This is a genomic window from Bacillus sp. JJ1127 (assembly GCF_036965845.1).
GTDB lineage: Bacteria > Bacillota > Bacilli > Bacillales > Bacillaceae_G > Bacillus_A.
This window is the reverse complement of record NZ_JBALQK010000163.1, coordinates 1-11,633: the sequence shown is the minus strand read 5'-3', so window position 1 is coordinate 11,633 and position 11,633 is coordinate 1. Positions and strand designations below refer to the sequence as shown.

13 protein-coding genes and 3 pseudogenes are annotated in these 11,633 nt (G+C 35.7%); 8 read left to right on the top strand and 8 right to left on the bottom strand.

Translation table 11 applies throughout. From position 1 onward, the window contains the following. The 3 genes and pseudogenes from V7183_RS16635 to V7183_RS16625 all read left to right on the top strand — a co-directional run. Positions 1–205, top strand: a pseudogene (locus V7183_RS16635) (hypothetical protein); the annotation flags it as partial. Between the two features lie 421 nt (positions 206–626). Continuing rightward, a complete protein-coding gene (locus tag V7183_RS16630; RefSeq protein ID WP_097894527.1) occupies positions 627–2,240 on the top strand; it encodes a long-chain fatty acid--CoA ligase in 1,614 nt (537 codons plus the stop codon). 15 nt (positions 2,241–2,255) lie between these two features. Further along, positions 2,256–2,543, top strand: a pseudogene (locus tag V7183_RS16625) (acetyl-CoA C-acyltransferase); the annotation flags it as partial. Positions 2,544–2,703: 160 nt separating this feature from the next. Here V7183_RS16625 and V7183_RS16620 read toward each other — a convergent pair. Continuing rightward, complete coding sequence (locus tag V7183_RS16620; protein ID WP_141523346.1) at positions 2,704–3,906, bottom strand: alanyl-tRNA editing protein; 1,203 nt, start codon at positions 3,904–3,906, stop codon at positions 2,704–2,706. 136 nt (positions 3,907–4,042) lie between these two features. On the opposite strand from V7183_RS16620, the gene V7183_RS16615 reads away from it, so the two are divergent. Both V7183_RS16615 and V7183_RS16610 read left to right on the top strand, forming a co-directional pair. Next, entirely contained in the window at positions 4,043–4,435 is a 393-nt protein-coding gene (locus V7183_RS16615; RefSeq protein WP_097894528.1) for a hypothetical protein, read from the top strand. After that, positions 4,419–4,667: pseudogene (locus V7183_RS16610) on the top strand (MFS transporter); the annotation flags it as partial. The gene V7183_RS16615 and the pseudogene V7183_RS16610, both read left to right, overlap by 17 nt. 233 nt (positions 4,668–4,900) lie before the next feature. Here V7183_RS16610 and V7183_RS16605 read toward each other — a convergent pair. Beyond that, positions 4,901–5,281 carry an Hsp20 family protein gene (locus tag V7183_RS16605; RefSeq protein WP_141523347.1) on the bottom strand — a complete coding sequence of 127 codons (381 nt, stop codon included), beginning with the start codon at positions 5,279–5,281 and terminating at the stop codon, positions 4,901–4,903. A 417-nt stretch (positions 5,282–5,698) separates the two neighbouring features. Next, positions 5,699–5,842, bottom strand: a complete 144-nt coding sequence (locus V7183_RS16600) for a small acid-soluble spore protein P (RefSeq protein WP_000414451.1) — start codon at positions 5,840–5,842, stop codon at positions 5,699–5,701. Positions 5,843–5,962: 120 nt separating this feature from the next. Here V7183_RS16600 and V7183_RS16595 point away from each other — a divergent pair, with 120 nt between their 5' ends. Together V7183_RS16595 and pdaB are read left to right on the top strand one after the other, a co-directional pair. Next, positions 5,963–6,226, top strand: a complete 264-nt coding sequence (locus V7183_RS16595; protein ID WP_097894530.1) for a hypothetical protein — start codon at positions 5,963–5,965, stop codon at positions 6,224–6,226. Positions 6,227–6,270: 44 nt separating this feature from the next. Next, positions 6,271–6,996 (top strand): polysaccharide deacetylase family sporulation protein PdaB, encoded by a 726-nt coding sequence (pdaB, locus tag V7183_RS16590; RefSeq protein ID WP_097894531.1) that lies wholly within the window; start codon positions 6,271–6,273, stop codon positions 6,994–6,996. 38 nt (positions 6,997–7,034) lie between these two features. On the opposite strand, the gene sspO is transcribed toward pdaB, so the two are convergent. Beyond that, positions 7,035–7,184 (bottom strand): small acid-soluble spore protein O, encoded by a 150-nt coding sequence (sspO, locus tag V7183_RS16585; protein ID WP_006095643.1) that lies wholly within the window; start codon positions 7,182–7,184, stop codon positions 7,035–7,037. 295 nt (positions 7,185–7,479) lie between these two features. On the opposite strand from sspO, the gene acnA reads away from it, so the two are divergent. Then, the gene (gene acnA, locus V7183_RS16580) at positions 7,480–10,203 is read left to right on the top strand and encodes an aconitate hydratase AcnA (RefSeq protein ID WP_097894532.1); all 2,724 of its coding nucleotides are present in this window, start codon (positions 7,480–7,482) and stop codon (positions 10,201–10,203) included. 94 nt (positions 10,204–10,297) lie between these two features. On the opposite strand, the gene V7183_RS16575 is transcribed toward acnA, so the two are convergent. From V7183_RS16575 to V7183_RS16560, 4 genes are all read right to left on the bottom strand, one after another. Next, complete coding sequence (locus V7183_RS16575; RefSeq protein WP_097894533.1) at positions 10,298–10,624, bottom strand: YmzC family protein; 327 nt, start codon at positions 10,622–10,624, stop codon at positions 10,298–10,300. 23 nt (positions 10,625–10,647) lie between these two features. Next, positions 10,648–10,860 carry a hypothetical protein gene (locus V7183_RS16570; protein ID WP_335360210.1) on the bottom strand — a complete coding sequence of 71 codons (213 nt, stop codon included), beginning with the start codon at positions 10,858–10,860 and terminating at the stop codon, positions 10,648–10,650. A 51-nt stretch (positions 10,861–10,911) separates the two neighbouring features. Next, positions 10,912–11,181: a hypothetical protein gene (locus V7183_RS16565; protein WP_335360209.1), complete on the bottom strand. Its 270-nt coding sequence runs from the start codon at positions 11,179–11,181 to the stop codon at positions 10,912–10,914. A 10-nt stretch (positions 11,182–11,191) separates the two neighbouring features. Next, a partial coding sequence (locus V7183_RS16560) for a DUF4306 domain-containing protein (RefSeq protein WP_335360208.1) occupies positions 11,192–11,633 on the bottom strand: 442 nt, incomplete at its 5' end.

The following is an 11,633-nucleotide window of genomic DNA, read 5'->3' as shown; positions in this document are numbered from 1 at the left end:
TTTTTTTGCCACATGCGAAGTAAAAACAGAACGAGCAAACGAATGGAGGTTACTTTTTATTCTGCATAGCAGGGATTTAGATGCCGAAAAATTAAAATGGATTTATATAGTAAGGGGAATTGGTATAATTAAATATACTCTAGATGAAGAATTAATTACATATATAGGGAGTATAAAACATTATAGAATACCACAATTTTTGTGAATTCAATTACAAGTCTATGCAAAAGGAGAAGCAGCTGTCTTTGATATGGAGTTAAAAGAAGAACATAATCCCATAGGAATGTGGGTTTTTGTTTCATATAAAAAAGAGAACATAAAGTGGAAATCACATATACATTATCACGAAAATATGGGGGAGAGGATCGGGAACAGAAGCTGCATTAGCGTTTTTTCATGTGTTTTAAAGAATTATATCTTACCAACAAATATATTATTTTACGGGAGACATATATCCGAAAATAGAGAGGGTCTAATTTGTATAGTGGGATTCTCTCTATTTTTCATGGAACTGAATTATTTCTATGGAAATAATTCAGAAAATACAGAATAATTATCTTTATTATCGGTAGAAGTTTGATATAATGAATGAAATGAAAACGCTTTAACGGGAGGTTGGGACAAATATGATGATGAATGTGCCATTAACAATTAGTTCTATGATGGAAAGGGCAGAAAAACTGTTTCCAAAGAAAGAAATCGTTTCGCGTACACATGATACAATTACAACTTTAACGTATAAACAAATGGGAGAGCGGACAAGAAGGCTCTCTAGTGCGTTAAAGAAATTAGGGATAAAGGAAGGGGATCGAGTTGGAACGTTAGCGTGGAATCACCATCGACATGTAGAAGCATATTTTGCAATTCCAAGCATTGGTTCTGTATTGCATACGATTAATATTCGCTTATCTCCTGGGCATATTTCCTACATTATTGGACATGCCGAAGACCGCATTTTACTTGTTGATGAAGATCTTGTACCTCTCGTTGAAAAAATACAAGATGAATTATCAACTGTACAAGCTTATATTATTATGACTGACAAAGAAGACCTTCCAGAAACCTCACTTCAACCTATTTATCATTATGAGCAACTTCTTGCGGAAGGGGATCCTAATTTTCAATTTTTAAAAGATATTGATGAAAATACACCAGCTGGCATGTGTTATACGTCGGCGACAACAGGAAATCCCAAAGGGGTTGTATATACACATCGCAGTACAGTGCTCCATTGTATGGCTCTAGGATTAGCGGATACAACAGCATTATCTGAAAGTGATGCAGCTATGGCAATTGTTCCAATGTTTCATGTAAATGCTTGGGGACTACCTTTTGCAGCAACATGGTTTGGATCAAAACAAGTGTTACCTGGTCCGATGTTTACACCGAAAATTTTACTTGAAATGATTCAGGATGAAAAAGTGACGATAGCTGCCGGTGTACCAACAATTTGGCTTGGGGTGTTACAGGAATTAGAAAATAACAATTATGATTTATCAAGTATAAAACGAATTTTATGTGGGGGTGCTGCCGCACCTAAAAGTGTGATTGCGGCATTTGAACAAAAATATAACGTTCCTTTTGTGCATGCATACGGTATGACCGAAACAAGTCCGCTTGTGACACTTGCGCGATTAAAAAGCTATGAGACAGATTTATCCTATGAGGAGCAGCTTGAGATTCGATCAAAACAAGGATATCTTGTGCCGGGTGTGGAGATGAAAGTAGTTGGAGCAGGCGGAGAAGTAAAGTGGGACGGAACTGAAATGGGAGAACTATGCTTACGCGCACCGTGGATTGCTGCAAGTTATTATAACGATGAGCGTACTGTAGAAGGGTTCCGTGAAGGCTGGTTATATACAGGTGATGTTGTTACAGTTGATGAAGAAGGCTGTGTTAAAATTGTTGATCGTACAAAAGATGTTATTAAAAGTGGAGGCGAATGGATTTCATCTGTAGATTTAGAAAATGCATTGATGGCACATGAGGCTATATTTGAAGCGGCCGTTGTTGCGGTTCCCCATCCGCAGTGGCAAGAACGCCCAGTTGCTTGTGTTGTACAAAAACAAAATAGCAATGTAACAAAAGAAGAGCTGTATGAATTTTTACGACCACAGTTTGCAAAGTGGTGGTTACCTGACGATATTGTGTTTATGGAAGAGATTCCAAAAACATCGGTTGGGAAATTTTTAAAACAAGCATTACGAAAAGAATTAGAGCATTTGCATAGGAAAAACTAAAATTTTTTAGTTGGCTTACAAAATCAAAATCTATCAATAAATGATGTTGATTATATTGAAATGAATGAGGCCTTTGCTTCTAAGATTGTAGCCTGTGCACAAGAGTTACAAATTCCTTATGGAAAGTTAAATATAAACGGTGGGGCAATTGCTCTTGGGCATCCTTATGGGGCATCAGGGGCTATGCTTGTAACCCGATTATTCCATCAAGTACAAAGAGAAAAGGCGAAATACGTAATAGCGACATTAGGTATTGGTGGTGGGATTGGAATTGCTCTATTATTTGAAAAAGTAGAAAACTAGCAAGAAGTCTAGTTTTCTACTTTTTAGATTACTATCGCATGGGTTTTTGTTTTTCCTTTGTTATATGGATCTTGGAAAAAGTCACGTGTAAAGTGATCATCCCTAAAATAAGAACGGACGTTTGTTTTGTATGAAGGATCCTATTTTTTTTAAGGACAAACTAAATTGTTTCTTTTAGTAAATGAATAAGATGAGCTAAAAATGCTTCACCAGTCATAATTGCTTTACCACCGCCGCGAGCACTTTTTTGATTGCCACCGCCTTTTCCTTCAATAGCAGGGAGGGCGTTTTTTAAAATTGTGTTCATGTTGGCTGTTACAGCTTTTCCGCATGCAAGGATGCATTGCAGTTTCGCATCACTTTCGATAACGAAGTATGTAATTGAGTTTTCATTTTGTTCAGTAATAATGGCAGATAATTTAGCGATTTCCTGCATGGAACGATTGATAAAGGTTTGAGAGATGAGTGCTCCAGCATGTATGTCTTGGGCTTGTTGTAATAATTCATTTGCTTCTACAAATAGTAGTTTCTCATTCATCGCTTGTAATGTTTTTTCGTTTTCTTTCTGAGATGCGAGAAGCTGGGTTACCTTACTTGGAATATCATTTTCATTACTGTTTAACTGTTTAGAAATGTCTTTTATAATTTGTTGATGATGACTCATTAACTTGAGGGCACGCCATCCTGCAACAAAACTTAAACGGATGCCACCTTTATTCCGTTCCCATCCGATTATATGAATTGGTCCCACTTCAGCTGTATATTTTGGATGTGTTCCACCACAACCGTTGTAATCAAAGTTTTCAATGATTACAACGCGAATATTCTCTGTAACTGTTGGCTCTTTTCTGAGAGGTAATTGTTTTGCCTCTTCTAAGTTCATCCATTGGATACGAATAGGGTGGTTTTCAAAGACAATCCGATTTGCGATTTGGAGTGCCTGTGCCGCTGTTTCTATAGAAAGATCCGGTGTATTTAAATCGATTGTTACCATTTCTTTTCCAAGATGAAAACCGATTGTTGGAATATCAAAATGATCCCAAAAGGCAGCCGATAGAATGTGCTGAGCGGCATGTTGCTGCATATGATCAAAACGACGTTGCCAATCAATTTGACCGGTTACTTCTTTTGTCTGTAATTCTTTTGATAGGAAGTGACGAATTTCTCCATCAACTTCTTCCACATGAATAACGGAAACGTCATTTAATGTTCCTGTGTCATGTGGTTGCCCACCACCATTTGGATAAAATGCTGTTTCTGTCAAAGTAACATATAGTTTTCCTTCATTATCATAGTCTTGTTTTATAATTTGAGCTGTAAAAGATTGCTGATAAGCATCAATGTAGTATAATTTTTGTTTCACTTGTGTACCCCTTTCTGATTCGCTAGTTTCATTGTAAAGCAATCTAGATAAGTTTCCTAATATTTCAGAAGAAAAAACCTCTTTTTTAGAATTTTCTTGCTATAATGAGAAAAAGGGATATACGGGGGTGGATGAAATGCTATATGAAAACGGCGTAGACAAACTGATTTGTCTCAATACAAATATTTCTGAACTATATCGAGAATTACATGAAATGACCCGGACTTTAACAGAATGTAATCGAGAAAGTGTAATATTTGATCGATTATATGTAAAAGAATTGTTATGGAAAAAAGAAGATGTAGTGGCTATGTATGATCGACTTCTCGTACAACTTTGTATTAATGAATGCTTTGATTTAAAAAGTGTAATTACTGGTGAATATAAGTATACATATGAGGAAGTAGAAAATGCAGTTGTTGCATTTAACGAAAAATATAGTGTGAACATCTTAATTAAAGAGGTTTGTAAAGAGCTACAATTTACATACGGGATTGATATGGAAATAACGAGAACAGCTAGGGTATAAACATATAAAAGGGACATATTTTGGAGCAATGGTTTTTTCAGGAATTGGTGGAGTAATTGGACCATGGTTTGGCGGTGTACTTTTAGATCATTATGGGTATCAAAATGGTTTTGTTGTATTTTTTATGTTGTCTATTTTTTCAATGTTTGCATTTCCAATTCTTTTCATCACACGCAGCTTATTGGCTAAAAGACATATCGAAGTTGCTAAGGTGGAGGTAAGTACGAAATAATAACGAAAGAGACATCTTGTAAATAAAAAATAAACAGGATCTAAAAAGCTAAAAAACTTTTTAGATCCTGTTTTGTATTTATCCTAGTATTTTCATGCAATAAGCCCTTCACCTCAAAATTCAATGAAAACAGAGAAGTTAGGGGGAGGGTAAAATCCAAATTGATGAAGGTTAATAATCAGCGGGGGATGAAGAAAACCTCCGCTGATTAAAGTTTTGCTTTATATTAATGCTTAATTTGAAAAAAGAACTTTATTTTCATGTTTATTGGCCACTTCATTTTTTGAAATATGAATGGCGAGAAACCCGTTTTCTAGGCAGGCTAGCATTTTTTTATAAATGATGTTAGCAGGTAAAGAAATGGTTCGTTGTAAGGAAGAATTTTTTTTGGAAATGCAAATATTTAGGCCTGTCTCCATCTTTTTTATGAGTACATTTTGTTCTGTAACGTTAGGAACATCGGTTTCCAAAATATATTCTTGCTCTGTTTCACAAAGATCAATGTGAATGTGATTAGGAAAACTACAGTTATCATAGGATTCAGAGCAAAATTGCTCCATCCATTCTTCAAAACCATTAACACGAAAAAGACAATTTTTCTTTTTCTTGCTCATGTAGGACACCCTCCGTAAAATCTCAATTCATCCTATGATATGCATTAAGAAATTAGGGGTGAGGGATAAATAATACATAAGTGAAAGAATTCGATGTACATATTTTATCCTGCTACTCGCGACAGTAATACTCCCACCTCAAAGTTTGACAAAAGCATTGTCCAGCTCTAGCGGCTAGAATCTTCGGTCGTTTCACCACCTCGGACGAGACAAAAAGCATCTCTCTGCCCTTGGTGCGGGCGTCCTGCGATTCTGAGCAAGCCGCTTCCGCTTTTCTAAAGAAGTAAGGCGGGAGATAAACTGCCCGTAAAAGCCCAATTGGTGGGGGCTAATAATCAGTGTGGAATGAAGAAAACCTCCACTGATTAAAGTTTCGCTTTATGTGGGAAAGGCAATGCATGTGAATTGTCTTTCTTTTTACATATCATGATGTGCGTGATTTTTTTGTCTAGAATGGTTGCGATTTTTTACTTTATGTGATCCGCTTAAAGGCTCAGGTTGCCCAGAAGGCTGTCCTTTTTTTGTGTTTTGGCGAATAGACTTACTGTTGTTTTTTTCCATGGCGTATTACACCTCCCTTTCATATTTAGAATGAGAGAAGTTTACAAATTTATACGAGAATGTTTTTAGAAAAAAGGGTAAAGATAAGTGAGACTAACTATTGTAGAAAGGGGAAAGTGTATGCCGTATCATAAAGATAAACAGCAAGCTTTTCAAGCCGCACAACAAGGAGTTGTACAAGCAGAAAATTTATTTAATAATATTGTGAAAAATGATTCAGATTATGGTCATGATTTAAAACATTTACGCCACGAAATTCAAGAGGCATATGAACAAATTCAAAATGCGCTTGAAGTAGCATCTGAAACGCAACGTCCACAACTTGAACAATATGAAAGCAATCTACAAAATATTATGCGAGATGTAGACCAATTAGAAAAGTGAAGAGGTTGTTACGATTTCAACGACTCTTTACTTCGGGAATAAATATGTTAAGACGAAAAATTGTTATAACAATCATTTGTTTAATTTGTTTGGTACATATATTTCAAGTGGACAAAGTGGAAGCGAAAATGTTATTGAGAAAAGAATTAGAGCCTACCGGCTATGTAACATGGGAAGTACCGAATAATGAGAAAATTATTGCAATCACATTTGATGATGGTCCAGATCCGACATATACGCCGCAAGTACTAAAATTATTACGCCAATACAAAGCTGAAGCAACCTTTTTTATGATTGGCTTTCGAATTCAGAAGAATCCGTATTTAGTCAAGCAAGTACTGAAAGAAGGACATGAAATTGGAAATCATACGATGAATCACTTATATGCCAAAAGTGCATCTGATGAAAAATTAAAAAATGATATTTTAGATGGGAAGAAGTATTTAGAAAAATGGGCGAAGGAACCGTTGCTATTTCGTCCTCCAGGTGGGTATATTAATGATGCTGTATTTACAACGGCGAAAGAAGCGGGATATCAAATCGTTTTATGGTCTTGGCATCAAGATCCACGAGATTGGGCAAATCCAGGTACTGAATCCATTGTAAATCATGTCGTGAAAAATGCCAAAAGTGGAGATATTGTCTTGTTACATGATGGAGGAAATGATCGCAGTCAAACGGTGGCTGCACTAGCAAAAATTCTACCTGAACTTCAAAAGAAAGGGTATCGATTTGTAAAAGTTTCAGAACTATTACGTTATAAGCATTAAAGAAAGATCCCAAAAGGTAGCCCTTTTGGGATCTTTCATTACTGATTCTTTTTTCGTTTTTTATTATTTTGACGCTGCGCAGGTGTTAACGGTTCGTTTGCGAACTCTTCATTATAACCAGTTCCTTGGCCTTGTGCTGATGCAGCATTCATTCCTGGAATGACATGATTTGCTTTTCGTTTACCCATTTGATTTCACCTCTATCATATTTTCCCTATAGACAACATAATGAGTTGCTCATTACATGTATAAACAGTAAAGGAAAGCTTCTAAGAGAAAGCTTTGCTTTATGGTAATAGTATTCATAAGGAGGACGAAGACTATTCAGATTTTGAGAGATAAAGAAAACTTATGATAAACTATAAGTTTCTTATTATTTACTTATTTAGAAAGTTGTAATAAGATATTATCGTAAGGTATTGAAAAATTTGTCTACATTTTATATTCAGACAACTTAGTCACGTTTAACAGGGGGGAAACATAATGGTCAAACATAATCCATTTCAATCTCGTGCAACATTTGAATTAGATGGAAAGACGTATCATTATTATCAATTGAAAGCGCTTGAAAACGCAGGGGTTGGCAACGTATCACAATTACCGTATTCTATTAAAGTTTTGCTTGAATCTGTACTTCGTCAAGTTGACGGACGTGTAATTACAGAAGAGCATGTTACAAATTTAGCGAAGTGGGGAACGAAAGATGTTCAAGACATTGATGTTCCATTCAAACCATCTCGTGTAATTTTACAAGACTTCACAGGTGTTCCAGCTGTTGTTGATTTGGCTTCACTTCGAAAAGCAATGGCAGACATGGGTGGGGATCCTGATAAAATTAATCCTGAAATTACTGTAGACCTTGTAATTGACCACTCTGTACAGGTTGATAGAGCGGGTACAGCAGACGCGCTTGCATTCAACATGGACTTAGAGTTTAAACGTAATGAAGAACGTTATAAATTTTTAAGCTGGGCACAAAAATCATTTGATAACTATCGTGCAGTTCCACCAGCAACAGGTATTGTACACCAAGTAAACCTTGAGTATTTAGCACCAGTTGTTCATGCAGTGAAAAATGCTGAAGGTGAATTAGTTGCATATCCAGATTCATTAGTTGGAACAGATTCTCATACAACAATGATTAACGGTATCGGTGTTCTTGGATGGGGCGTTGGTGGTATTGAGGCAGAGGCAGGAATGCTTGGACAACCTTCATACTTCCCAGTGCCAGAAGTAATTGGTGTTAAATTAACTGGTACACTTCCAAGCGGTACAACAGCAACAGACGTTGCATTAAAAGTAACACAAGTATTACGTCAAAAAGGTGTAGTTGGTAAATTTGTTGAATTCTTCGGTAACGGACTAAAGAGCATGCCTTTAGCTGACCGTGCAACAATTTCAAACATGGCACCAGAATATGGTGCAACTTGTGGATTCTTCCCGATTGACGAAATTTCATTAGATTACTTACGTTTAACTGGTAGAGATGAAGAGCAAATTCGCGTTGTTGAAGAATATTGTAAAGCAAATGGCTTATTCTATACAGCAGATAGTAAAGATCCAATCTATACTGATCTTGTTGAAATTGATTTAAATACAATCGAATCTAACCTTTCTGGACCGAAACGTCCACAAGATTTAATCCCACTTTCAAATATGAAAGATGCGTTCCACAAAGCTGTTGTAGCGCCAGTTGGAACACAGGGACTTGGATTCAGTGAGCAAGAATTTGATAAAGAAGTGAAAGTTGCATTAAAAGATCAAGAAGTAACGATGAAAACAGGTGCAATTGCAATCGCTGCGATTACAAGCTGTACAAATACGTCAAATCCATACGTATTAATTGGAGCAGGTTTAGTTGCGAAGAAAGCAATTGAAAAAGGACTTAAAGTACCTGGTTACGTAAAAACATCATTAGCACCAGGGTCTAAAGTTGTTACAGAGTACTTAGATAAATCTGGTTTAACAACGTATTTAGATCAATTAGGTTTCCAAACAGTTGGTTACGGCTGTACGACTTGTATCGGTAACTCTGGTCCATTAGCAGAGGAATTAGAAGAGGCAATCGCAGCAAACGACTTACTAGTAACATCTGTTTTATCTGGTAACCGTAACTTTGAAGGTCGTATTCATCCACTTGTAAAAGCAAACTACTTAGCATCACCACCACTTGTTGTGGCATATGCACTTGCAGGTACTGTTGATATTGATCTGAAAAATGATGCAATCGGTAAAGATGCAAATGGCAACCCTATTTACTTCAATGATATTTGGCCATCAGCTAAAGAAATTGAAGATGTAGTTCAAAGTGTTGTTACATCTGAATTGTTCAAAAAAGAATATGCGCAAGTATTTAACAGCAATGAGCGCTGGAATGAAATCCAAACTTCTAATGAAGCTTTATATACTTGGGATAATGATTCAACATACATTCAAAACCCACCATTCTTTGAAGGATTATCTAAAGAGCCAGGTGAAGTTGAAACGTTATCAGGTTTACGCGTAGTTGGTAAATTTGGAGATTCTGTAACAACAGACCATATTTCACCAGCAGGTTCAATTGGTAAACATACACCAGCAGGTCGCTATTTATTAGAAAATGGCGTACAACCAGTTGACTTTAACTCTTATGGTTCTCGTCGTGGTAACCATGAAGTTATGATGCGCGGTACATTCGCGAATATTCGTATCAAAAACCAAATCGCACCAGGAACAGAAGGTGGATATACAACTTACTGGCCAACTGGTGAAGTAACATCTATCTATGATGCTGCAATGAAATATAAAGAAGATGGTACTGGACTTCTTGTAGTTGCTGGTAAAGATTACGGTATGGGAAGTTCTCGTGACTGGGCTGCGAAAGGTACAAACCTTTTAGGTATTAAAGCAGTAATCGCAGAAAGCTTCGAACGTATTCACCGTAGTAACCTTGTATTAATGGGTGTATTACCATTACAATTTAAAGAAGGCGAAAATGCTGAAACATTAGGTCTTGTTGGTAACGAGTCATTTGAAATTCAAATTGACAAAACAGTTAAACCACGTGACCTTGTAAAAGTAGTTGCAATTGACCAAGACGGAAACGAAAAACAATTTGAAGTAGTAGCACGCTTCGATAGTGAAGTTGAAATCGACTACTACCGTCATGGTGGTATCTTACAAATGGTTCTTCGTGAGAAAATTGAAGAGTCTAAGGTGTCAAACTAAGAAAGATATTGTAGTAAACGAGAAAAGTAAAATATTTTCAATCAAAATGAGGAAGCTGACTGATGTTAGCTTCCTCATTTTATGGGCAGTTTCTTTATTCTGGTTTATTAAGCTTGTATTCGTATGTAGAATAATTTTCAGTATTAAATTCTTTTACTAATATAATCTTATTTGTGTCCGGATCATATTTGAAAATTTTAATCGTATGTCTATCGCCACTTGCAGGATCATTTTCTTGTAAAGCAAATGTATTTTCTGCAATTTGTGTCATATTACTAGTTGGTACATTCATTATTGGAGTGTCGTGATTTGTAGAGACTTCAACAACCTTCCCTCTGTCAAAAAATATTAGGATTAGAATTAAAATGATAAAACATATGCGCATATAGCGTAGTTCTTTACTAATTGGATGTTCTTCCATAGCATTCGTCCTTTCTATGATTATTATGAACTAGAGATTGTTGTAATGGAGTAGAAGTTAATGATACAGAGCGTGGTGAATAAAATAAACGATACTAAAGCGGTATAAATGCAAATCCGGTCGATTTTTCTTCTTTCAGGATCTTTACTAAATAGGGAGATAATCCATACGATAATGCCAATAGGATAGAATATGAAACTAAAAATATAGAGAATGGCTTTTTCAAATGAGTACATAAGAATCCTCTTTTCAAATAAAGGTATTCGCTAGAAATATAAATATATTCCTCATTGTAATTTTCTTCTCCGTCGTATAATCATTACTGTAATATAAGAAAGAATGGAGTAGAAGGTGCCATACAGTATCCAAGCATCAAAGCTGATGAGAACTACACGTAAATCCCATCCAGATACGATAATGAAAAAAATAGGTGGAATAAAAAAAGAAAAAAGAACAGAAAGCCATTTGGATTTATAAAGTAAGGCTCCAAGGACAATAGATAACAATGGTAAAATAACAAAAATAAAAGTTACAGGATGGATAAGTAATTGCAGCACGAGTAGCACCTCATGTGTTTCTATTTTTGTGGAAACGTATTTTATAGGAAACTTTAGAAACGATGAGTCCGATTATATAAAGAAAGCTTAGAATGAAAACGGTGCCAAAGATAGGTAATTTTTGAATTCCGTATAACAATCTATCAATATAATAAATTTGATTTGTATCTGTAATGGATTTTGGTGAAAAGACTAAGTATTTCTCCCAATTCTCTTCTACAATAATCATCGTACCTTCGGAATGTGCGACGAGTAAGGTGTAAATAAAAATGGGAATAACAATCATGAGTTGTAAACCAATGAATCCTATTTTGTTTTTTCTCCAGTATAACCAACGTGTAATAATAATTCCTATTAAATATATAGCGGACAAAATGAAAATTGTTGCTGCAATTGGCTCGATTTTAAAAGCATAAATAAATGTATCTATTATATAAATATGTCCTTTATCT

Excerpts from the sequence above, each read along its gene's own strand:
- V7183_RS16575 (WP_097894533.1), bottom strand. The coding sequence starts at position 10,624 with ATGGAAGAACATCCAATTAGTAAAGAACTACGCTATATGCGCATATGT.
- V7183_RS16630 (WP_097894527.1), top strand. The coding sequence starts at position 627 with ATGATGATGAATGTGCCATTAACAATTAGTTCTATGATGGAAAGGGCA.
- V7183_RS16570 (WP_335360210.1), bottom strand. The coding sequence starts at position 10,860 with ATGTACTCATTTGAAAAAGCCATTCTCTATATTTTTAGTTTCATATTC.
- V7183_RS16605 (WP_141523347.1), bottom strand. The coding sequence starts at position 5,281 with ATGAGCAAGAAAAAGAAAAATTGTCTTTTTCGTGTTAATGGTTTTGAA.
- V7183_RS16615 (WP_097894528.1), top strand. The coding sequence starts at position 4,043 with ATGCTATATGAAAACGGCGTAGACAAACTGATTTGTCTCAATACAAAT.
- acnA (WP_097894532.1), top strand. The coding sequence starts at position 7,480 with ATGGTCAAACATAATCCATTTCAATCTCGTGCAACATTTGAATTAGAT.
- pdaB (WP_097894531.1), top strand. The coding sequence starts at position 6,271 with ATGTTAAGACGAAAAATTGTTATAACAATCATTTGTTTAATTTGTTTG.
- sspO (WP_006095643.1), bottom strand. The coding sequence starts at position 7,184 with ATGGGTAAACGAAAAGCAAATCATGTCATTCCAGGAATGAATGCTGCA.
- V7183_RS16595 (WP_097894530.1), top strand. The coding sequence starts at position 5,963 with ATGCCGTATCATAAAGATAAACAGCAAGCTTTTCAAGCCGCACAACAA.
- V7183_RS16600 (WP_000414451.1), bottom strand. The coding sequence starts at position 5,842 with ATGGAAAAAAACAACAGTAAGTCTATTCGCCAAAACACAAAAAAAGGA.